The sequence below is a fragment of the Cellvibrio sp. ATLC23 genome, from assembly GCF_057196725.1.
Genome location: NZ_JBXUOS010000005.1, coordinates 76,033 through 98,596, shown reverse-complemented (window position 1 = coordinate 98,596; position 22,564 = coordinate 76,033). Strand labels below are relative to the sequence as shown.

The window sequence follows — 22,564 nt, the reverse complement described above, 5'->3', positions numbered from 1 at the left end:
CTAACGATTTTTTAACCTTAAAGTCGATTTTTAACTGGGAAGGTTCGCTTTCCCCCATAAGTAAACACAGGAAGAAGACCTCAATGGTAACTATTCGTCTGTCACGTGGTGGCTCTAAAAAGCGCCCGTTTTATCATCTGACCGTAACCAACAGCCGCAGCGCCCGTAACGGCCGCTTCATCGAGCGTATTGGTTTCTTCAATCCAGTTGCTCGTGGTCAAGAAGAGCGTTTGCGTGTTGATGCTGACCGTTTGGCTCACTGGGTTGGTCAAGGTGCACAGTTGTCTGAGCGCGTTGAACAACTGGTTAAAGAAAGCAAAAAAGCGGCTTAATAGCCTCGCTAAATAAATAGTCGAAGGCGCCTGATGTCTGCGGAATCCAATTTAGTTAATGTCGGGCGAATTACCGCTGTTTATGGTGTAAAGGGTTGGGTGAAAGTCCACTCTTACACCGAGCCGCAAGAAAATTTATTTGAATACCATCCTTGGTGGTTAAAAACCAAGCATGGGGTCAAAAAAATTGAGATAGATGAGGCGCGTCCTCATGGTGATGCATTTGTTGCTCATATTGTCGGTGTTGATGACCGCGATTTGGCTGCGCAATACACCGCTGCAGATATAGCCGTTGAGCGCGATTTATTACCTGAATTGGATGATGGTGAATATTACTGGAGTCAGCTTGAAGGCTTGGTGGTGTTTACTCAGTTTGATGGTGGGCGTAAGCGTCTCGGGGTAATCTCCAAATTGATGGAAACTGGCGCAAACGACGTTTTCGTCGTAACGGCGGATGCAGAAAGTATCGATCAGCGTGAGCGCTTGATACCTTATGTGCCTGAGCAGTTTGTGCTGGCTGTTGATCTCGACGCTGGTGAAGTGCTGGTTGATTGGGATCCCGAGTTTTAAGCTTTATAAATTAAAAGTTTAGAGCTCAACTTTATTTTGGCGTAAACGCTGTGAGGCGAGAGGGGTAATCGTCAATTGCTTAAAATTGCGGTTGTTTCCATTTTTCCTGACATGTTTAACGCGATTGCCGGCTTTGGGATAACCAGTCGCGCGATTAAACAAGGTCTGGTGGAGTTAAAAACAATAACACCACGGGATTTTGCTCATGATCGTCATTCAACGGTAGATGATCGCCCTTTCGGCGGTGGTCCTGGAATGGTGATGATGGTGCAGCCGCTGCGTGATGCCATCGCAGCAGCAAAGGTTTGGGCAGGCGATGATGCAAAAGTCATTTACCTGTCACCCCAAGGTAGAACATTGGATCAGTCCGGTGTCGCTGAATTGGCAAGCTACAGTAATATGGTATTGGTGGCTGGTCGTTACGAAGGTATCGACGAGCGATTAATACAAACAGTTATCGATGAGGAATGGTCCATCGGTGACTATGTGTTAAGTGGCGGTGAGCTGCCCGCAATGGTGCTGATCGACGCGGTAACACGGTTGATTCCGGGTGCTCTTGGGCATGCGCAATCGGCAGAGCAGGATTCATTTACCGATGGATTATTAGATTGCCCTCATTACACCCGTCCTGAAGAATTTGAAGGAATGCGTGTACCGGAGGTGTTGGTATCTGGTAATCACGAACTGATTCGGCGCTGGCGCTTGAAACAAGCGCTAGGGCGAACTTGGCTGAAAAGGCCTGATTTATTGCACGCAATAAATTTAACCGAGGAGCAGCAAAAGCTGTTGACGGAATATCGTCGTGACCTTGATACGACAAACTCTAGCTGTGAAGCTATAGACTCTTAGGAGAATATCAATGAGTAACCCAATTATTCAGGCGTTGGAAAACGAGCAACTGAAAGCAAACCTTACTGAATTTTCACCAGGCGATACCGTTGTTGTAAACGTGAAAGTTAAAGAAGGCGATCGTGAGCGTGTACAGGCTTATGAAGGTGTTGTAATCGCTATTCGTAACCGTGGCCTTAACTCTGCATTCACCGTGCGTAAAATTTCTCACGGCGTAGGCGTTGAGCGTACTTTCCAAACTCACAGCCCCATGATCGACAGTGTAACCCTGAAGCGTCGTGGTGATGTGCGTCAAGCTAAACTTTACTACCTGCGTGACCTTACTGGTAAGGCAGCTCGTATTAAAGAGAAGCTGGTATAAGATCAAATCGATATTCATATCGATTTTCAGAAAGCCGAAGCGGGAAACCGCTTCGGCTTTTTGCTTTTCTTTGCCTTGCTTTTTGATTGCCTTACTAAGGGCGAGTGGTTACAGTCGGTTTTTCGCTTTTGGTTTGGATTATGGTTGCTGCTAAGTCGTTGGAATTAACTCCGGTACTTGCAGATACGCAGCTTATTGCTGAGTATTTGGATGCGATTTGGATGGAAAAAGGGCTAAGCGACAATACCCAGGAATCCTACCGGCGTGATCTGGAGCAATTTGCCCTCTGGTTAAATCAGCAGGGGCAGCAGTTAATTGGGGTTGATGCAGCGCTGGTGCAGGAATACTTGGAGGTGCGCCTGCAGCAAAAACTGTCGAGCCGCACATCGGCTCGCTTTCTCTCCTGTGTTCGGGGTTTTTATCGCTATTTGTTGCGTGAGGGTCGAATTGGCGAAAATCCTGTTGCTTTGGTCGATAATCCGAAATTATCACGCCCTTTGCCGAAATCTTTAAGCGAAAGCGATGTCGAATCTTTGCTTAATGCGCCAGATTTATCCGATCCAATCGGGTTGCGTGATCGAACCATGTTAGAGGTGCTTTATGCCTGTGGTTTGCGTGTAACTGAGTTGGTGGAATTGACTATGCCGCAAGTTAACCTGCGCCAGAATGTTGTGCGGGTCATGGGCAAAGGCAGTAAAGAGCGTTTGATTCCTATGGGAGAGGAGGCTGCAGCATGGTTGGCGCGATATTTACGCGAAGCGCGACCTGTGTTGCTGAATAATATGCCGGATGAGGTAGTATTTCCCAGCATGCGTGCCCAGCCGATGACTCGCCAGACTTTCTGGTATCGTATCAAGCATTGGGCGATGCTGGCTGGCATCAAAAAAGAATTGTCGCCGCATACCTTGCGCCACGCCTTTGCGACTCATTTATTGAATCACGGTGCCGATTTGCGTGTGGTACAGTTGCTCTTAGGGCACAGTGATTTATCGACGACACAAATTTATACGCATGTGGCTAAGTTGCGCATGAAGCAACAGCACGCGCAACATCATCCGCGCGGTTAAGTTAGCAATCAAAAATTTATAAACCTGTAAGAGATATGATTATGATAAAAACATTAAAAACGCTTGGCTTTGCTGCTGTGGTGAGCTTCTCTTTGTCTGCTTTGATGGCGGTTCCGATGGCGTCTGCACAAGGTGAATTGCTCAAGCGTAAAACGGTTGAGGAGACAATTTTGGAAAGTCTGAGTAAGGCGCGACCGGATATTAATTTTGGTCAGCCGCGCCCCTCTATGATTAAAGGCTTGTATCAGGTACAAGTTCCGGGTGGCCCAGTTTTATATGTAACCCCCGAGGGCGATAAATTTATTGCGGGTGAGATCTTTGGTATTGATAGCAACGGTTTCGCTAAAATTGAAGACCCCTATGTTATCGAAGAGCGCAAGAAAGCACTGGCTGGTCTCGATAGTAAAAAGAGCATCAACTTCAAACCAAAGGGCAAGACCAAAGCAGTTGTCTATGTATTTACCGATATCGACTGCGGTTATTGTCGTAAGCTGCATAGTCAAATGCACACTTATAATGAAGGCGGCCAACAGAAACCCGGCTACAACGATTTGGGTATCGAGATCCGCTATCTTGCTTATCCGCGTGCAGGAATTCCCAGCCCGTCGGCCGATAAGTTGATTTCTACTTGGTGCGCAAAAGATAAGCTGGATGCAATGACCAAACTCAAGTCTGATCAGTCAGTTCCCAATGCCACATGTGATAACCCGGTCGCGGCGCAATTCCAATTGGGTGGTCAATTAGGTGTGAATGGTACACCCGCATTATTCTTGCCTGATGGCAAACTGGTGCCTGGCTACACGCCCCCAGAAGAGCTGGCAAAAACTCTAGGTATTTAATGATTGATCGTGCTTGAAAGCACCATCTTTACTATATTGAGCAGCCGCTCCAAAGCGCAATTGACACTGACGGCCACCATGAGTATGGTGGCCGTCTTTTTTAATATTGGCCTAAATTTCACTAGCATTTGACGAGGAATCCACCTTGAATCCGGTAAGAATTGGTATCTGCGGTCTGGGCACCGTGGGCAGCGGTACAGTTAATATTCTCACGCGCAACAAAGCGCTGATTGATGCTCGTGCCGGATGTGACATTACCATCGTGCAGATTGGTGCTCGTCGCGATAACCCTAACTGTGATACTTCAAATTTCAACGTAACGCGCGATGTGTTTGATGTTGCAAATAACCCCGATGTCGATGTGCTGGTTGAGGTTATGGGCGGTACTACCGTAGCCAAAGATCTGATTCTCAAGGCCATTGAAAACGGTAAGCACATTATTACCGCAAACAAAGCGCTAATTGCCCATCATGGAAATGAAATTTTCGCGGCAGCAAACGCCAAAGGTGTGACTGTAGCATTTGAAGCAGCGGTTGCAGGCGGTATTCCCATTATTAAAGCTATCCGCGAAGGTTTGGCGGCCAACAAGATTGAATGGTTGGCGGGCATTATCAACGGCACCGGCAATTTTATTTTGACCGAAATGCGCGATAAAGGCCGTTCATTTGAAGATGTATTGGCCGAAGCGCAAGCCTTGGGGTATGCCGAAGCTGATCCGACTTTTGATGTGGAAGGTATAGATGCCGCACACAAGTTAGTGATTTTGGCCTCGCTGGCGTTTGGTATTCCATTGGAAATTAACAAAGTATTTACTGAAGGCATTACTAAAATCGCCACCGAAGATGTGGTCTATGCCGAAGAATTGGGTTATCGCATTAAAAATCTGGGTATCGCACGTCGTACTGAAGCGGGCATTGAGTTGCGTGTACACCCCACATTAATCCCAGCCAAACGTTTGATCGCCAATGTTGATGGTGTGATGAACGCAGTATTGGTAAAAGGTGACGCTGTGGGCGCCACTATGTATTACGGTGCTGGTGCCGGTGCCGAGCCAACCGGTTCATCGATTGTGGGCGATATAGTTGATGTCGCGCGTACATTGACCGCTGCACCTGAGCATCGAGTTCCCTATTTAGGTTTCGGTACCGACTTTGTAACCGAGCAGCCGATCATGTCGATTGACGATGTGGAAACTGCTAACTATCTGCGCATGTCAGCGCAAGATAAACCCGGTGTGCTATCCAAGATCGCGACCATTCTCAGCGATGCCGGCATCAGTATCGAAGCGATGATTCAGAAAGAAGCAAAAGAAGGCGAGCTTACCGTGCCGCTGATTTTGCTCACTAACAAGGTACAAGAAAAGAAACTGGCTGCTGCGATTCGCGGTATTGAGTCGCTCTACGCAATTGCCGGGCCGGTGCAACGTATTCGCGTTGAAGCATTGAAATAAGCGAAATTAAAAATTTTTTAAAGGTTAGCTATTGTGAAATACATCAGCACTCGCGGCCAAGCGCCCGCACTCAGTTTTGAAGAAGTGGTACTGACCGGTTTAGCCCCCGATGGCGGTCTGTATGTACCAGAAACTCTGCCTAAATTTAGCAAAGAAGAAATTGCTTCCTGGGCTGGCCTGTCCTATCAAGAACTCGCCTTTAATGTGATGAAACCTTTTGTTGCCGGTGCGGTTAGCGACGAAGAATTCAAACAAATTATTGCCGAGTCCTACGCGACTTTCCGTCACGATGCGATTGCGCCCTTGGTGCAGACCGGTCACAACGAATGGATTTTGGAATTATTCCAAGGGCCAACTCTCGCGTTTAAAGATTTCGCGTTGCAGTTTTTGGGTCACTTGCTCGATCACTTGCTGAAAAAGCGCAATCAAAAAGTTGTAGTGATGGGTGCTACTTCAGGTGATACAGGTTCTGCTGCAATCGAAGGTTGCCGTCGCTGCGATAACATCGATATTTTTATCATGCACCCGAACAATCGCGTGTCCAATGTACAGCGTCGCCAGATGACCACTGTGCTTGCGCCCAATGTATTCAATATCGCACTCGAAGGTAACTTTGATGATTGTCAGAATATGGTGAAAGCCAGTTTTGGCGATCAGTCGTTTCTGCCGGAAGGTCGTCAGTTGGTTGCAGTCAACTCAATCAACTGGGCGCGCATCATGGCGCAAATCGTCTATTACTTTTACGCCGGTTTGGCGTTGGGTGCGCCTCATCGCCCCATTGCGTTTTCAGTTCCCACCGGTAACTTTGGCGATATTTTTGCCGGTTACCTGGCTAAACAAATGGGCTTGCCGATTGATCAGTTGGTGATTGCGACTAACAGCAATGACATTTTGCATCGTTGTATCAGCAGTAATGACCACAGCAAAAATCAATTGCAACACACCTTGTCGCCAAGTATGGACATTATGGTATCGAGCAACTTTGAACGTATGTTGTTTGATTTGTATGACCGCGATGGCAATGCGATTCGTCAGCTGATGGAAGATTTTAAATCTGGCAGCATGATCTTAAAAGAATCTGCATTGGTTCGCGCGCGTGAATTATTTACCAGTCACGGTGTGAGCGATGAAGTCACTATCGACGTGATTCGCAGTGTATTTGATTGCACCGAATACCTGCTCGACCCACATACCGCCATTGGTGTAGATGCCGCGCGCAAAACCCGTCGCCGTCAGGATATTCCAATGGTGGTGCTCGCTACTGCGCATCCGGCAAAATTCCCGGAAGCTGTGCGTAAAGCAGGGCAGGATGCAGACCCCGCGTTGCCACATCACATGCAGGATTTGTTCGAGCGTGAAGAGCGCTTCACTGTACTCCCCCAAGATCTGGCCAAGGTGCAGCAATTTGTTGCGGCCAATGTGCGCAAGTAATCGCTAGGCTTTATGTTCACAAAACGCCGCATTGGTTTACTAATGCGGCGTTTTTATTTCTGCCGCTATTTTTTCTTTAGAATCTAATTTATGCAAAAGACTATACGCCGTCGCAATCCAGTTCAGCCAGTTGAATTTCAAACTGCCATTCACCCGCTGCTGCAGCGCATTTACAGCGCGCGTGGTGTGCAGCATGAACGCGAGTTGCAATATCAACTGGCGAATTTGCATAAGCCGAATTTTAAAGGATTGCAGGATGCCGTTAGCCTGTTGGCGGATGCCGTGGTTGCGCAGGCAAAAATTATTATTGTGGGTGACTTTGATGCGGATGGTGCAACCAGCAGTGCATTAGCAGTATTGGCGCTGCGGGCGATGGGCTTAGATAATGTCGATTTTTTAGTGCCTAATCGGTTTGAATATGGTTATGGTTTAACGCCGGAAATTGTTGCCGTCGCCGCTGCACAACAGCCGGATATTATTATCACGGTTGATAATGGCATCTCCAGTATTGAAGGTGTTGAAGCCGCGCGTGAATTGGGCATCGCAGTAGTGGTTACCGATCACCATTTGCCGGGCGCGCAGTTGCCGAATGCCGATGCGATTGTAAATCCCAATCAACCCGGTTGTGAATTTCCCAGTAAAAATTTGGCCGGCGTCGGTGTCATTTTTTATGTAATGAATGCCTTGCGCGCCGAGTTGCGCCAAATGGGTTGGTTTGAAGAGAGCGGTATTGCAGAGCCAAATATGGCGAGCTTTTTGGATTTGGTGGCGCTCGGCACAGTGGCCGATGTGGTGCCGCTGGATTACAACAATCGCATTTTAGTGGCGCAGGGTTTACAGCGTATTCGTGCCGGTGTTTGTCGCCCCGGTATTAAAGCCATGCTGGAAGTGTCTGGTAAGCAGGCGAACAAATTGGTGGCAAGTGATTTTGGTTTTGCGCTAGGCCCGCGTTTAAATGCGGCAGGGCGCTTGGATGATATGTCGCTCGGCATTCAGTGTTTGATGTGCGAGAGCGAAAATCTCGCGCGTGAAATGGCAGCGCAGCTCGATGAGTTGAATCGCGATCGCAAAGCTATTGAAACTGGCATGCAGCAAGAGGCGATGACCATGCTGCAAAAAACGGTGCAGGCGGATGCAGAAAGTTTGCCTTGGGGTTTGTGTTTGTTTGATGAAACCTGGCATCAAGGTGTGATTGGTATTTTGGCGTCGCGCATTAAAGATAAATACCATCGCCCGACGATTGTATTTGCCGATGCCGGTGAAGGCGATATCAAAGGCTCTGCGCGCTCTGTGCCCGGTTTTCATATACGCGATGCGCTGGATGCTGTCGCAGCGCGTCACCCGGAGTTGCTGCAAAAATTTGGCGGACATGCCATGGCGGCCGGTATGAGTTTAACGCGCGCTAATTTTGCAGCATTTGCACAAGCGTTTGATGAAGAGGTGCGGCGGCAGCTAAGCGCCGATGATTTACAAGCGGTGGTGGTGAGTGACGGCGAACTGACTGCGCAAGAGTTTTCACTGCAAATTGCCACGCAATTGCGCGAAGCTGGCCCTTGGGGGCAACATTTTCCCGAGCCGATTTTTGATGGTGAGTTTTATCTGGTGCAACAAAAACTGGTGGGAGAAAAACATTTAAAAATGACGCTTGCCCATGATGTACAAGGGCAGAATTTGGTGGATGCCATTGCGTTTAATATAGACCCAGCGATTTGGCCTAATCCGCAAGCCCAAAAAATTCGCGTAGCCTATAAATTGGATATCAACGAATTTCGCGGCAATACAACAGTGCAATTGCTGGTGGATTATTTGGAATTAGCAGCGCACTAAGGCTGCTAATTCAGTTAATGTTTTTTATCTTGCCAGCATTTTTTCCAATTCAGGCAATACATTGCTGACAATGATCGGTTGTGCCTCAGCGGTGGGGTGAATGCCATCGCGCTGCACTAGTGCTTCATTGCCGCCAATCCCCTCCAATAAAAAGGGAATTAATTCCGCATCATTATGTTCGGCGAGTTTGCCGTAAAGATCTTTAAATTGATTGCTATAGCGTGCACCATAATTCGGTGGAATCTGCATTCCTGCGAGCAATACTTTTGCGTTGGCTTTTTTGCTTGCATCTATCATCGCTTGCAAATTTTTTTCCAAAAGTTTCAGCGGTTGGCCGCGCAGGCCATCGTTGCCACCTAATTCCAAAATAACAATATTCGGCTGGTGTTCTGCGAGCAGTGCGGGCAGGCGAGTATTGCCGCCAGAGCTGGTTTCGCCGCTGACACTTGCATTAATGATCTGAACTGCATATTTTTTCGTTAACGCTTGTTCCAGCAGATTTACCCAGCCTTGTTGAATATCAATGCCATAAGCGGCACTCAAGCTGTCACCCATCACCAGTATTTTTGTTGCATTTGCCGGTGCGTTTTGCGCATAGGTGAGACTGGTGACAATTGTCAGGAGTAAAAACAGGTAAATCTTTAGTTTGTGCATGGTTATCAAAATCCTATGCCAATAGAATGAATCATTCGTATTTTATTAACGTGGTCGTGTTTACTGCTCTTATATAAAGGTTACTCAATTATGTCTGCTGTTGCTATGGTTCAAGCGAATTCAGTTACCAAACAGGTTAATACGCAAGAAGGTACCTTAACAATTCTTCACCCAATTTCAATGCGAGTGATGGCCGGTGAGTCGCTGGCGATCACCGGTGCATCTGGCTCAGGCAAGTCCACTTTGCTGGGCATTCTCGCTGGGTTGGATGTGCCCAGCACTGGCGAGGTCATCCTTAATGGCAATAACCTCTCGCAATTAGACGAGGAAGGGCGCGCAAAAGTTCGCGCGGGCAACGTAGGCTTCATTTTTCAATCATTCCAGCTATTGCCCGGGCTAAGCGCGCACGAAAATGTCATGTTGCCGTTGGAGCTGCGTGGCGATAAAGCGGCGAGCAGCAAAGCGCGGGAGTTTTTGGAACGTGTGGGTTTAGCGCAACGTTTGCATCATTACCCCCAGCAGTTGTCCGGTGGCGAGCAGCAGCGAGTAGCAATTGCGCGGGCTTTTGCCAGTGAACCCAAAGTGTTATTTGCCGATGAACCTACGGGAAATCTGGATAGCACGACAGGTGCGCGTATCATCGAATTATTATTCGAATTAAATCGCGCGCAAGGTACAACCTTGATTTTAATTACCCATGAAGAGCGTTTGGCGCAGTTGTGTCAACATCGAATGGAATTGGCAGCGGGCGCTATAGTGTCTGGGCGGGAGTAATTAATATGATATTGGCGATTAATTTATTAAGGCGCAATTGGCGCAGCGGCGAATTAAAATTATTGGGCTTATCATTGTTGCTCGCGGTTGCGGTATTGAGCGGTATTTCTATTTTTACTGATCGCTTGGAAGCAACATTAATTAGCGAAAGTAATAGCGTGCTGGGTGCAGATTATATAGTACGAGGTTCCCAACCCCACAACTCGGAATGGCCAAGCGCTGCAGAAAAAGAAGGCATCCAGCAGACGCAAGCTGCGTTATTTGCCTCTATGGTGTTTGCGGGCGATGAAATGCATCTCGCGTCAGTTAAGGCCGTTGACGCGGGTTACCCCCTGCGCGGCCAGTTTGAAGTTAGCCGTGTGCCTTTTGCCATGGATCTTGCCGATATCGAAATTGCTAAAACAATTCCAGCGCCCGGCGAAGCTTGGGTTGATTCACGTTTATTGCCGCTACTAAAAATTCAATTGGGCGATAAAGTTGCTGTAGGTGAATACGAGTTAACCGTGACGCATGTATTGATTCGTGAACCCGATAGCGCCAATCCGTTTAGCATGACTGGCGCGCGTCTGATTATGAATATGGCAGATCTTGCCAAAACTCAGGTTGTGCAACCGGGCAGTCGGGTGGATTATCAATGGTTAATTGCATCGGACAACAACAGCCAATTAAAACGTTTTGTCGAGCAACTAAAGCCGCAGCTGAGTAAGCATCAGCGTTTAATTGATATAGAGTCCGCGCAAGAGCGAGTAGGGCGCACCCTACAAACCAGCAGACAATTTCTATTGTTATCAGCGGTAATTGCTGTGTTGTTGGCAGGTGTGGCGATTGCAATTACTGCGCGACAATTTTCGGCGCGCCATACAGATCAAGTTGCGTTAATGAAAAGCCTTGGCGCGGGCGCTGTACAAATTCGCACACTGTATTTTGCGCAGTTAATTTTCTTGGGTGTCATTGCATCGCTAATAGGATTGGGGTTTGGTGAATTATTACAGCGCACGGTAGCCACCAGTTTGCAGCAGGTGTATCAAATACGTTTAGGTGCTGCCAGTTTTTATCCCTATGGGTTAAGTTTTTTTAGTGGACTGATGTGTTTGGTATTTTTTGCTTTACCTGCGCTCTGGTATTTACCTACAGTGCCGCCACTTAAAATTTTGCGCCGTGAGTTGGCAGTTAATATGCCACAAGTATGGCAACAAGCTGCATTGGCTTTATTTGCCGTATTAACACTGGTCATATTGTTTAGCCGCGATCTGGAGCTGGCATTAAGTATTAGCGGTGCAGTGTTGGCTGTTATTTTGGTAACGATTATCGCTGCCTATGGATTGTTGTCGCTCAGTAAAAAAATGGTATTGAGGTTGGGCGGTTTTTGGCGTTTGGCATTTGCTAACTTGCAGCGTCAGCGCGGCCAAAGTCTGATCCAGATTTTGGTATTTTCCATTGCGATTATGTTGCTGTTTACACTCACCATCGTGCGCACATCCTTAATTGAAGAGTGGCGAGTGCAAGTGCCTGATGATGCCCCCAATCATTTCTTGGTGAATATTCCCCCAGCAGAATTGCCGCAGGTGCAGCAGCTACTTGAGCAAGCTAAGGTGCGCCCTGAGCCGCTGTATCCCATGATGCGCGCACGCCTGACGCATATTAATGATGTAGAAACAACAGAGGAACAGCGCTCACTGAGCAATGCACTGCGGCGTGAATTAAATGTGACCTGGGCTGATGCGTTGGCGGCGGACAATAAAATTCTTGAAGGTCTCTGGTGGGATAAGTGGCAGCGCAGTGAAGCGAATTTGCCGGGCGTATCAGTCGAGGTAAACACGGCAAAAGAAGTCGGATTAAAACTTGGCGATAAACTTCAATTTTCCTTTGGTGGTTTATTGTTAGAGGCCGAAGTTGCCAGCTTTCGCAGCCTTGATTGGCGCAGTATGAGGCCCAATTTCTTTTTTATTTTTGAACCTGGTTCGCTGGATGCCTACTCACCCACCTTTATCACTAGTATTTATTTACCGGCGCAGCAAAAATCTTTTATCAACGAATTGTTATTAGATCATCCCACTATTTTGGTAATGGAACTAGACCGGATTATTGAGCAGATACGCAGCATCGTGAATCAAGTCAGCGATGGTGTGTTGTTGGTACTATGGCTGACATTGATTGGCGGCTGTTTGGTGTTGTTAGCCGCGGTAATGGGCAGTATTGCCGCACGTAAACAGCAGGCTGGTTTGCTGCGCGCACTCGGTAGTCCGCGCCGGTTGATTGTGGGCAGTATTTGCGCAGAGTTTGCCATACTGGGTTTTCTGGCCGGATTGATTGCAATTATCGGGACAGAAATTTTACTCATCAGTCTGCAAAAATTTGTCCTGCAAACCCCGATACAACCGCATTATATTTATTGGCTGTTATCGCCTTTGAGCGGCGCCGTTTTTGTTTCTGCGCTAGGCTATATCTGCTGTCGACATACGGTCACAACACCACCAGCGGTTGTCTTGCGCGAAGCCGCATAATTCCCTATGTACAGCCAGATCAAGCGGAGTATGCTTATCTTCGCTTGATCATTTTATTGCTCGACAGGCGCTCCTATTATTACTCGACAAAAGTCTCTATGAAATCTGCACCTAAACAAGTGCCGCAGAGCCGCGTGCTCGAAAAAGGCCTTTGGGGCATGAGTCGCCCTATGTTTCTCGATCAGGCAGTGACTTATACCATTCCATTAGTGGATATGTATTTTCTCAGCCGTATATCCGATAGCGCCGCTGCTGCGGTTGGTGCTATTACACCTTTGGTTTTTGTTGCTAATGCGTTTTTAATTGTAAGCGCATTTGCCGGTGCGAGTATTGCGAGCCAGCGTATTGGTGCCAATGATTATCAGCGCGGCAATGCCACTATCGCTGCCTATACAATATTTGTTGTGGTGCTGGCGTTGATTGCAGCGCTTACATTAAATCACGGTGGCCCTTGGGTCGCATCGGCCATGTCCCTAAGCGTTGACGTAGAGCAGCATGCGCGAACCTATTTATCTATTATTGGTTGGATGGTGGCGCTCTGGGGTTGTCGGGTAATTTATCAAACTATACTCAATATTTACGGAGAACCACAGTGGAATACCTACAGTAATCTTGTTTTATTTTTGGTGAATCTGCTTGGAAACTTTATTGCAGTTTATGGATTTATGGGTATTCCCCCATCCGGGGTCTGGGGTGTTGCTATAGCGAGTATTGTTGCTGCGGGTGCCAGTTTATTATTTGTGATGTTAGTAGTGCATGCAAAGTTGCGTATTCATATTCCACTGCGCGAAGGCTGGCGAAATTTTTCGGTGTTAATTGCTCCGGTGGTGATGATTGCCGCACCATCTATTCTCGAACCTATGTCATTTCAAGCCTATATGATTGCACTTAATTGGATTGCGGCTGAGGTGGGTGATCTTGCGTTAAAAGTAAAAGTCTATGCCTACAATACTTTTTTATTCTGCTTGATGATTTCAATTGCTTTGGCAATGGCTACAGAAGCCATTATTGCGCAGCGGGTTGGGCGACAAGAATTTGAATTAATTAATAAGCAACTCCAGCAGACTCTAAAAATTTCGCTAATCGGCACAACTGCGCTGGCATTTGTCTGGTTGCTTTTTAATAAGCCCATACTGCAAATATTCAGCGATGACCCAGCGGTAATTGCGATCGGTTTATGGGCATTTTTATTGAGTTTTTTAGCTGAGCCATGGCGCACAGTGAATATTACTATTGGTAGTGCATTGCGCTGCACGGGTGATGCTGCGTTCACCTCTATTTCCAGTATCGCTGTGATTTGGCTATTCTCCGTGCCGCTTGCTTATGTGTTGGCTGTACCCAGCGAACTAGGTTTGTATGGATTGTTAATTGCTGCTGTATTAGATGAGTTTATTCGCGCATTGATTAAATACTGGCGCTGGAAGAATGGCAATTGGCAGTATTTGGGAGTGGCAGCGCGAGAGCGAGGCGCAGCATGATCATAAATATAGTTGAATGATCATGCTGCGATTGAATCACTAAACAATACCTAGAATAAATAAAACACTGGATATTGAAAATAGAATTGAAAGCGCTTTGCCTATGTTGGCCATGCGTGTTGCGCCGATTCGTTCAAAGCTTAATATGCTGATCGCGTAGAGTCCACAGAAGGTCACAAGGATCGGCACTATATAACGGAAATCAATATTAGCGGGAAAGGTCATACGCATATAAGTCACCCCTGCCCACAAGAAAAACCCTGAGAGTAGTATGGGAGCCATGCGTTTAAAATCTTCTTTCGCCATATAGTAAATCCCGCAGATCATGTAGATGAACATAAGTACCGCAAGAAAACTGGTCGATACGGCGGTGTTTACTGACATCAGACTGGGGTATTTAAATTCACCAAACAAGCCAGTTTTGCCTAGATAATTCCAGAAAAATTGGCGACCCATACGGTCATCATAGGGGTCGGTAAAGGGTTCGGTAATAAAAATTTTCACATCAAACCAAAAATAATTCGTTGCTGTATTACCCACCAAATTTGCTTGTGACAGGCCATCAATATTGTCGATATATAATTTGTCTCGTTTACCTTGCATTTTTAACATCAGGCCAGGGCCTACGGTAATAGCTACGGCAAGCAACATGACTACACAGGGCACAATTGCCATTTTGAAATAAGTGGCCCATTGCTTGGTGCTGATCATTTTGTACAAGCCAATAACACCGAGTACGGCTATTAATATCTCACCGTTTGCTTTAGTGATAATGGCGGCAGCACCGACCAAGCTGGCGATCATCAGGTCACGTTTTTGATCGTGCCTATACCAGCGGACAATAAAATAAAGGCTGGCAGTAAATAGACAATACAGCATCGGATCATTGCCGATACGTACCGAGTGAATGATCGCGACAGGCCAGAACGCAAAGAGAGCGCCAATAATCCAAAGTAAGCTATCGTCTTTGAATGATTTGCATAAGCGCGCGATAAAGCCAGGCTGTTCTTGTACTTCTTGTACTTCTTGTACTTCTTGTACTTCTTGTACTTCTTGTACTTCTTGTACTTCTTGTACTTCTTGTACTTCTTGTACTTCCTCTCCTGAAATTATTATTTCTGTTTTTGGTTTGCGATAACGGTTGAGTAATTCATTGAGAATCATTAAACCAAATAAAACAAAGCCCATGGAGTAAACAAGGCTTAACAACTGCTGTACGCGATAGATGGCAACTTTATTATTAGGCTCAATCAACTGCGTCGCTTTATAAACTATAGCGCCGGTGTAGTAATAAAGTGGTGGATGGAAAAAGGCACCGCCGGTGGCGTAATCGACTGGTGGTGGCATCCAGTGTTGGGTGAGGTATTCGCTATATCCAATATGATCGCCCAAGTCGTGGTCGCGAACATCGCCCGGTGTTACCATAAAATAAACCAGGCGAATTAATAACGCTCCGATAAACAATACTTTAATCGGAGTCGAAAACTTAAATGTGTTGATCAGTTTGAGCGAAATCAGTACAGCAAGAATAGTTAACAACAAATAAATTAATTTGGTAAAGCCTTCGCCACCCTCTGCACTAATCACTATGCCCATCAAACCGCCCTGATCAGAGTAAAGAATCTGTATCTGGTTCTTTCCGTCGTGTAGATATTCACTGAGATCATAGGTAAAACCTTTGTTGTAGTCCCTGCGTTGTTCGTAGGGAATATGACTGAGGTCTACCGGGCGCTGATTAATTGAGAGCGATAAGATTTCGTCATCGGGAATAATTCGCAGGGTGGAGCTGGCGTTCTTAGTCATTTCTACCGTGCCGACCAAACGGTAAACGCCGCTTTCGGGTGATTGTATAAAACCCGGAGTGCCGATGATTTGGGTATTGCCAGATGGGGTGGTTAAGGTGAAGTCAGAAAACGTCGGCTGAATAGATTTCAGGTTATAGGCAATGAGCCCGAGTGTGATAATAAGTAGATAAAGAGTTTTTGACCTTAAGGTTCTATATGTCAGGGCTTTCATTTTATTGTTTTTCCTTAATGCTTAACTGAAGTTTTTTGAGCTCCGCCTTGAGTATGCCTACTTCCTGAATAAGATTTTTATTGCCTTCGGCCAGTTTGGATATAACAACCGAAAATTGAATCAAAATAAAGAACACCGAAAGCACCAGAATTAACAACAATGCCGCAGGCGCATACAAAATCCCCAGTGTGGTGGCGACTATTTCCAATAGTGGTTTAAAAATAGAAAGTGCGATAAAAATAAACCCAAAACCTAACCAAAGTAAGGAGTACTCTTCTTTCAGTTTTTTACGTTTTACCAGTTTCAGGATAAATAAAAATAACAACAAGCTACCGATCACAGAGAAGACTTGAATACGGTTAGCGATTAAAAAATTTATGGTGTCGTTTAGCATGATTAAATCCTGCGAATTTTTTGTCGTTGGGCCGTCATCAACATTGCGAGAATGACCTTGATCATATAATGCGCTGACTTTAATCCCGAAATCGATGATTCACCCCCCTGACGCTCGATCATTTCAACGGATACTTCGCGAATGCGGAAGTCATTTTTCCCTAACAGAATAACGGTTTCTGGTTCAGGGTAATCGGTTGGGTAATTCGCCGCGAGAAAAGCAATTGTTTGTTTGTTATAAGCTCTGAAGCCGGAGGTGCTATCTGTAATTGTTTTACCAATTAGTGCGCGGCTCATCCATTCAAATATGCGGATGCCAATTCTGCGCATAAAAGTAGATTGGAAGCCCATGGTCTTCTCTACAAAGCGGGAACCTATGCAGACGTCGGAATCATTAGTTTGCAATGGCGATAGTATTTTCGGTATTTCGCTGGCAAGGTGTTGGCCGTCGCCGTCAAATTGTATTGCATAGTCAAAATCATTATAAAAAGCATATTTAAAGCCTGTTTGCACTGCGCCACCAATACCTAAGTTGGATGGCAGTTGAATAACGGTTGCCATGCCGCTTGCCTCCGCCTCGTGTTGAGTGTTGTCTTTTGAACCGTCATTAACAACCAAACATTCATAAGTGGAGTTGCTAGCGTTTAATGATTTGATCACCTTGGCGATATTTTTTTCTTCATTATACGCCGGGATAATTATTAGGATTCGTTCGCGCATTTGTTAAGCCTTAATTCAAAAAATCATTCAGTTGGGGTTGCTGTATCTGCCGGTATGGCGCCAGCTTGAGTTGTGATGTCGGTGGCAAAGGTAATAACAGTATTTACCCAGTCAGCGTGATCCCATTTGTCATCTTTCAGTGGGGCAATTTTTAAATTCAGTTTTTGTACGCCGCTCACATCAATGGTGTGTGTGGGTAAATCACGTTCGTGCCCTAAGTAGGGTTCTGACTGCCATAACAATTTGTCATCCCCCCAAACTGAAAACTGCACATCGGCTGTGCCTACTTCATCATCTAAACCCACCATGAAACTAAATTCGCTAGCACCTTCTGGTAACTGGTATTGAATGTCCGAGCTGGCGTGAGTGCCTATGCCTTGTGCATAACGGCGGTTGGCGAGTGACAGATGATTTCCGTCATAGCTGCGATGCAGTGTCATAGTGCCGTGGTCTTGTTTGGCATAAACAAGTGTCAGGTCAGTCAGGAATTTTTGATTAGGGTTAAGTGAGAGCTGATGTATTTGGTAGCGCTCAGTAAAGTAGGCTGTCATACCGCTTGTCGCAATGATAAAAATCCAGAGCGCTAACAAGGGAGTCTTGGTGGCCTTTTGGGCGATTGAGGTCAGGCCTGCAAACAGTCGGTTGCCAACAACTATTTCTAGCAATCCTAATATCAATACAGCGACAACTAGCCATGATAAGCCATGCCAAATATCGGAACCGTTTATCTCTAGAATGATTAGCATGTTTAGTCCGCATAGCAGGCTAATCATAATGGGGTAAATTAATTTTTGTTGTGCAATAGCGGTATAGGCCAATGCCATCACCACAGCGGGGAACATGTAGCGCTCATGCATGGCTGGAAGCAAAGTAAAAAAGGCCACTGCGCAGATCATTGCGGCAAACAATGCGTGTGCTAGCAGGTTTTGGTCTTTTTGTTGCTCGGTGTTTTCTTGTGCAGTATTTTTCAGCAGATAGTGAATACCCTGTAGAAATACGCAGAGTGCGGTGAGTGAAAACAGTAGCATTCCAAAATATTTAGCAGTAAATGCCGTGGCGAGTGCCGAGTCTGCTGCGATACCAAATAGAATGATGTTATCTGGTGTTGTGTTGCCGGTGAGCAAAATCCAGATGTTGGCGGCATTGAATGTGGTCATAGGGTACTGACCAAGCGTGTCTATGTAGGCTTGTTTGAATGCTTGTAAAAAATGCCCGGCGAGAATAGATGGTAAAAATACCAGTGCACCTATTGCAATCGCAATTATTATTCCGGCTAGGTGTTTGCTGGTATGACGAAAAAATAAAAATCCGAATACAGGTGCAAATGCAATCATTTGGAATTTGGTCAGTAGTGCCAAGACAAATACGGGGATGGATAAAAAACTCAAGTGTTGATTGACAGCGAGTAGCAGTGCAGCAAAGACCATCAATGCTGGGATTAGATCTACTTGTCCCCAAATCGGACCGTTAATCAAAATTGCCGGATTTAATACAGTTAATAACATCATCGTGTGCAAAAAGGATCGCGATGCGTTAAAGCGTTTTAATTGGCTAAATACTAGGATGCTTAGTAAGCAATGAAAAATCGTGACCGGTAATTGGGTAAGGAATTTTAAAAAGTCGTTATGTTCAAGTGGTATTCCACTCAGCGTATAAAATTTTCCAACTAAATAAAGCCAGTGTATATAAAGCGGTGGATAGTTGCCGTTAAAGCCGTCGTAGCCGTTAGTGGATAATTGACGCACCCAGTCTTGCCAGTATCCAAGGTCCTGGCTGTAACCTTTTAGAAACAGCAGGCTGAAATTGGCGACGACTACCAACACAAGATAGCACTGCAGTAAGCGTGTGAGATCCGGTGAGAATTTGCTACTTGCAAGCGGTGCAAGATCTTCTAGTGGCGCGATTGCCGGAGGCGCCTGAGTGACAACTTCAGATTGTTCCACTGGCGTGGGTTCAGTTGAATCGCTCAGATTGTTAGCGTCTAAGGTGCTCATGTTATTAATTTTATTTTACCTGTATTAATGAAAGTTTAATCCTTTTTGCTTACTGTTTCGCTGATATGAAATTTCGGTCTTCTTTTTACTTCTTCATAAATTTTTGACAAATACTCGCCGATAATTCCCAAGCAGAGTAATTGCACGCTGCCGATAAAGAGCAAGGGTAAAAGCACCGATGCCCAGCCGGGTGCTGCATTATCGGTAAATAAACGCACCACCAAAACCCAAGCAATTAAACTAAAGGATGCAAAACCAGAGAGCAGGCCTAACACGGTAATCATTCGCAGGGGGGCGGTAGAAAAGGCGGTAATGCCTTTCCAGGCAAACGACAACATTTTTTTCAGCGGATACTTACTTTCACCCGCTTCACGCGCTTGACGTTCGTACTCGACAACAGACGATGGATAGCCAACTTCGCGCACTATGCCACGTAAAAATAAATTGGATTCATCGTACTCTTTTAAGGATTCCAGCGCGCGGCGCGAGAGCAGGCGGAAATCGGCGTGGTTGAATACCAAATCAACGCCCATTTTTTTCATTACGTGGTAATAACCTTCGGCGGTAAAGCGTTTAAAAAACGTATCGGTATGACGTGCAGAGCGCACACCGTAAACCACATCATTACCTTTTAAATATTCATCCACCATGGCTTCAATATTTTGTGGGTCATCTTGCAAGTCGGCATCGATACTGACGGTAATGTCTTCAGTGGTGGTGCACAGACCCGCGTAGAGCGCATTTTGGTGGCCTTTGTTGCGCGATAGTTTTATCGCTACAAGTGCAGAATTGTTTGCTGCTTCTTCGGCGAGAATTTTCCAAGTTTTATCTTTGCTACCATCATCAACCAAGTATATTTTTGAGTCTTGATTGATTTTGCCTTTGGCGATCATGGCATCGCGTAAGTTCAGCATTGTTGCCAGTGTTTTAGGTAGCATCTCTTCTTCGTTGTAACAGGGGATAACAACCGCAAGTGATGGGATAGATGTTGTCATGTTAGTGATTCCTGTAGATCCAGAATTTATGTACCACAAAATTCAATACTACAGTCATTCCTGTAGCCAAAAATTGGGCAACCAAATAATGCTCGACCCATGGCAGGGTGAGATAGTTATCAAATAACCATAAAAAGGCGGCAAACAACACGGTGTTTGTTGATAAGCCTATAGCAACTGCAATCGCATACTTGGGAAACGTCTGCTTGTGGCTGCTAGAGCTCTTGAACGTATAGTGGTAGTTCGCCCAGTAGTTAAAGAATGACGAGAGTACATATCCAGTGGCAGAGGCCATGACCTCTGGCAATAAGCGACTTTCGACAAACAGGATCAGCAATAAAAACTGAATTAAGGTGGATATGCCACCAATACCTACAAACAGGACGAAGCGTTTCATTGTTATTCTATTGAGTTGTTATTGTTACGAATGGTGAGTAAGGCACTGTCGTAAAAACGCAGCACATTAGCATACTTTTAGCGCAAAAGCGGTAGGAATTCTCAGTGCTGATAGTAGCTTAGTGAGGGAGTGTGACGGTTGTATAAAATTTGTTGCGGGTGACGCAAATTGATAGGGATAGCATAGAGTTTTGGTGTTCGAGTCTGGCGCAATACTATGCCCAACGCAGCGCCACTCCCGCGCGTTCTATATAAATGTATTCCGCTTTATTCGTCAGTGGATGGCAGGAGTGACGTAAATGATGGTGATCCAAGGTTGACCCCATATATTCCCAACAGTGACCTTCATGAACACACAGGACATCGCCATCATTTAACCGGTAGCTGGCCAACTCATCCCACATTTTTTGCCATTCGGGGTGGTTGATGTCTAGATATTCCATAAGTTCTCCTTTAACAGGTTGAGGCTTATTAGTGAATCAGGATAAATATTGTTCAGTTATTCTGGTTTATTAAATTATTTTGTCAAGAAACATTAGTAACCTAATGATTTTTATAAAATAATTAAAAAAGAAGTGTGTGTTACATCACCTATTATAGTGACTTTTCCTAAAAAAGTGGCGCATAAATTTATATTTATGGGAAAAAATGTAGCACCAAATGCACAAAGCGTTACGGCATGTGTTACGCGCAGCTATGACTAAAGTGATAATGCTTAATTAACGTTACAGCTGCTGATATGTTTGGGGTGATAGATCTTTGCTAAGAGCGATTAAAAAGGAGGGGTAATGAATATCAGTCAAGCAGCGCAAGCGTGTGGCTTGCCGAATAAAACCATTCGCTATTACGAGGAAATCGGTCTGGTGGTGCCCATGCGGCAAGAGGGTAATGATTACCGGGTGTACTCCTCGGGTGATATAGCGCAATTGCGCTTTTTACAGCGTGCACGGGCGGTAGGGTTTAGTTTGGATGCGTGCCGTGAATTATTGGCGCTCTATAGTAATCCGCAGCGGCGTTGTGCCGAGGTAAAGGCGTTGGTGAATGAAAAAATTATCCAAGTCGATCAGCAATTAATTGCCCTGAATGCGATGCGTGAGACATTGATAACTATGGCAAATGAGTGTGCGGGCGACGATACCAGTGATTGTGCAATTATCAATCAGCTGGCGGTGACTGAATCCCCTGTGATGAAAAGGCCTTCTTCCATGGCATTTACGCTGGTCGATGTGCCTGATGAGCGCTGATCACTAACCGGTGGTCGGTGTTTTTCTGGGCGGAAAAAGGCTATGATGCGCGCCGTTTAACTATTTGAAAGTGGAGCAATTATGAGCATCAAATCCGATAAGTGGATGCGCCGTATGGCCGAAGAGCACGGTATGATCGAACCCTTTGAGCCGGGTCAGATTCGTTACGATGCTGCTGGTCAGCGCATAGTGTCTTACGGTACATCCAGTTACGGTTACGATGTTCGCTGCGCCGATGAGTTTAAAATTTTTACCAATGTCCACTCCACTGTGGTTGACCCGAAAAACTTTGATGAGAAAAGTTTTGTCGATATCAAAAGTGATGTGTGCATTATCCCGCCCAATTCCTTTGCACTGGCGCGCACGGTTGAGTATTTTCGTATTCCGCGCAGCATTCTTACTGTGTGCCTGGGTAAGTCCACCTATGCCCGCTGCGGCATCATTGTTAACGTAACGCCGCTGGAACCTGAGTGGGAAGGGCATGTAACCCTGGAGTTTTCCAATACCACGCCCTTGCCTGCAAAAATTTATGCCAACGAAGGTGTTGCGCAAATGTTGTTTTTTGAAACCGATGAGGTGTGCGAAACCTCTTATAAGGACCGCGGCGGTAAGTATCAAGGTCAGCGTGGTGTAACCCTGCCGCGCACTTAAGCTTGCACCGGTGGTTTTT

The 22,564-nt window shown here is 45.9% G+C and carries 22 protein-coding genes; 14 read left to right on the top strand and 8 right to left on the bottom strand.

The window, feature by feature from the left end; all coding sequences use genetic code 11:
- The first annotated feature begins 83 nt into the window (after window positions 1–83).
- The 9 genes from rpsP to recJ all read left to right on the top strand — a co-directional run bounded on the left by rpsP (window position 84) and on the right by recJ (window position 8,726).
- Window positions 84–332, top strand: coding sequence for a 30S ribosomal protein S16 (gene rpsP, locus AC2CG4_RS09985; protein ID WP_062064010.1), 249 nt, complete (start codon window positions 84–86; stop codon window positions 330–332).
- A 33-nt stretch (window positions 333–365) separates the two neighbouring features.
- Window positions 366–902, top strand: coding sequence for a ribosome maturation factor RimM (gene rimM / locus AC2CG4_RS09980; protein WP_484486118.1), 537 nt, complete (start codon window positions 366–368; stop codon window positions 900–902).
- Between the two features lie 75 nt (window positions 903–977).
- The gene (gene trmD / locus AC2CG4_RS09975) at window positions 978–1,751 is read left to right on the top strand and encodes a tRNA (guanosine(37)-N1)-methyltransferase TrmD (protein WP_484486117.1); all 774 of its coding nucleotides are present in this window, start codon (window positions 978–980) and stop codon (window positions 1,749–1,751) included.
- Window positions 1,752–1,755: 4 nt separating this feature from the next.
- Window positions 1,756–2,112, top strand: a complete 357-nt coding sequence (rplS, locus tag AC2CG4_RS09970; protein ID WP_255321701.1) for a 50S ribosomal protein L19 — start codon at window positions 1,756–1,758, stop codon at window positions 2,110–2,112.
- Window positions 2,113–2,252: 140 nt separating this feature from the next.
- Window positions 2,253–3,179 carry a site-specific tyrosine recombinase XerD gene (gene xerD, locus AC2CG4_RS09965; protein ID WP_484486116.1) on the top strand — a complete coding sequence of 309 codons (927 nt, stop codon included), beginning with the start codon at window positions 2,253–2,255 and terminating at the stop codon, window positions 3,177–3,179.
- A gap of 41 nt (window positions 3,180–3,220) precedes the next feature.
- Window positions 3,221–4,018 carry a DsbC family protein gene (locus AC2CG4_RS09960; RefSeq protein ID WP_484486115.1) on the top strand — a complete coding sequence of 266 codons (798 nt, stop codon included), beginning with the start codon at window positions 3,221–3,223 and terminating at the stop codon, window positions 4,016–4,018.
- A 145-nt stretch (window positions 4,019–4,163) separates the two neighbouring features.
- Window positions 4,164–5,468: a homoserine dehydrogenase gene (locus AC2CG4_RS09955; RefSeq protein WP_484486114.1), complete on the top strand. Its 1,305-nt coding sequence runs from the start codon at window positions 4,164–4,166 to the stop codon at window positions 5,466–5,468.
- A 33-nt stretch (window positions 5,469–5,501) separates the two neighbouring features.
- Window positions 5,502–6,899, top strand: coding sequence for a threonine synthase (gene thrC / locus AC2CG4_RS09950; protein ID WP_484486113.1), 1,398 nt, complete (start codon window positions 5,502–5,504; stop codon window positions 6,897–6,899).
- A 90-nt stretch (window positions 6,900–6,989) separates the two neighbouring features.
- The gene (gene recJ / locus AC2CG4_RS09945; protein WP_484486112.1) at window positions 6,990–8,726 is read left to right on the top strand and encodes a single-stranded-DNA-specific exonuclease RecJ; all 1,737 of its coding nucleotides are present in this window, start codon (window positions 6,990–6,992) and stop codon (window positions 8,724–8,726) included.
- 24 nt (window positions 8,727–8,750) lie between these two features.
- On the opposite strand, the gene AC2CG4_RS09940 is transcribed toward recJ, so the two are convergent.
- On the bottom strand, window positions 8,751–9,380 hold the full coding sequence (locus tag AC2CG4_RS09940) for an arylesterase (RefSeq protein WP_484486111.1): 630 nt from the start codon (window positions 9,378–9,380) through the stop codon (window positions 8,751–8,753).
- A gap of 90 nt (window positions 9,381–9,470) precedes the next feature.
- Between AC2CG4_RS09940 and AC2CG4_RS09935 the strand changes: the two genes are divergently transcribed.
- From AC2CG4_RS09935 to AC2CG4_RS09925, 3 genes are all read left to right on the top strand, one after another.
- Window positions 9,471–10,154 (top strand): ABC transporter ATP-binding protein, encoded by a 684-nt coding sequence (locus tag AC2CG4_RS09935; protein WP_484486110.1) that lies wholly within the window; start codon window positions 9,471–9,473, stop codon window positions 10,152–10,154.
- Entirely contained in the window at window positions 10,100–12,658 is a 2,559-nt protein-coding gene (locus AC2CG4_RS09930; protein WP_484486109.1) for an ABC transporter permease, read from the top strand. Before AC2CG4_RS09935 ends, AC2CG4_RS09930 begins: the two co-directional genes overlap by 55 nt.
- Window positions 12,659–12,756: 98 nt before the next feature.
- Window positions 12,757–14,136 (top strand): MATE family efflux transporter, encoded by a 1,380-nt coding sequence (locus AC2CG4_RS09925; RefSeq protein ID WP_484486108.1) that lies wholly within the window; start codon window positions 12,757–12,759, stop codon window positions 14,134–14,136.
- Window positions 14,137–14,175: 39 nt separating this feature from the next.
- Here the strand turns inward: AC2CG4_RS09925 and AC2CG4_RS09920 are convergent, their stop codons facing one another.
- The 7 genes from AC2CG4_RS09920 to AC2CG4_RS09890 all read right to left on the bottom strand — a co-directional run bounded on the left by AC2CG4_RS09920 (window position 14,176) and on the right by AC2CG4_RS09890 (window position 21,093).
- A complete protein-coding gene (locus AC2CG4_RS09920; protein ID WP_484486107.1) occupies window positions 14,176–16,152 on the bottom strand; it encodes an ArnT family glycosyltransferase in 1,977 nt (658 codons plus the stop codon).
- Window position 16,153: 1 nt separating this feature from the next.
- Window positions 16,154–16,546 (bottom strand): DUF2304 domain-containing protein, encoded by a 393-nt coding sequence (locus AC2CG4_RS09915; protein ID WP_484486106.1) that lies wholly within the window; start codon window positions 16,544–16,546, stop codon window positions 16,154–16,156.
- Window positions 16,547–16,548: 2 nt separating this feature from the next.
- Window positions 16,549–17,265 (bottom strand): glycosyltransferase family 2 protein, encoded by a 717-nt coding sequence (locus tag AC2CG4_RS09910; protein ID WP_484486105.1) that lies wholly within the window; start codon window positions 17,263–17,265, stop codon window positions 16,549–16,551.
- 23 nt (window positions 17,266–17,288) lie between these two features.
- On the bottom strand, window positions 17,289–19,259 hold the full coding sequence (locus AC2CG4_RS09905; RefSeq protein ID WP_484486104.1) for an NPCBM/NEW2 domain-containing protein: 1,971 nt from the start codon (window positions 19,257–19,259) through the stop codon (window positions 17,289–17,291).
- Between the two features lie 35 nt (window positions 19,260–19,294).
- Entirely contained in the window at window positions 19,295–20,254 is a 960-nt protein-coding gene (locus AC2CG4_RS09900; RefSeq protein WP_484486103.1) for a glycosyltransferase family 2 protein, read from the bottom strand.
- A 1-nt stretch (window position 20,255) separates the two neighbouring features.
- Window positions 20,256–20,651, bottom strand: coding sequence for a GtrA family protein (locus AC2CG4_RS09895; protein WP_484486102.1), 396 nt, complete (start codon window positions 20,649–20,651; stop codon window positions 20,256–20,258).
- Window positions 20,652–20,865: 214 nt separating this feature from the next.
- The gene (locus tag AC2CG4_RS09890; RefSeq protein WP_484486101.1) at window positions 20,866–21,093 is read right to left on the bottom strand and encodes a 4-diphosphocytidyl-2C-methyl-D-erythritol kinase; all 228 of its coding nucleotides are present in this window, start codon (window positions 21,091–21,093) and stop codon (window positions 20,866–20,868) included.
- 345 nt (window positions 21,094–21,438) lie between these two features.
- On the opposite strand from AC2CG4_RS09890, the gene AC2CG4_RS09885 reads away from it, so the two are divergent.
- Together AC2CG4_RS09885 and dcd are read left to right on the top strand one after the other, a co-directional pair.
- Window positions 21,439–21,894 (top strand): MerR family DNA-binding protein, encoded by a 456-nt coding sequence (locus tag AC2CG4_RS09885; RefSeq protein ID WP_484486100.1) that lies wholly within the window; start codon window positions 21,439–21,441, stop codon window positions 21,892–21,894.
- Between the two features lie 81 nt (window positions 21,895–21,975).
- Window positions 21,976–22,545 (top strand): dCTP deaminase, encoded by a 570-nt coding sequence (gene dcd / locus AC2CG4_RS09880; protein WP_062058851.1) that lies wholly within the window; start codon window positions 21,976–21,978, stop codon window positions 22,543–22,545.
- The last annotated feature ends 19 nt before the right edge of the window (window positions 22,546–22,564 follow it).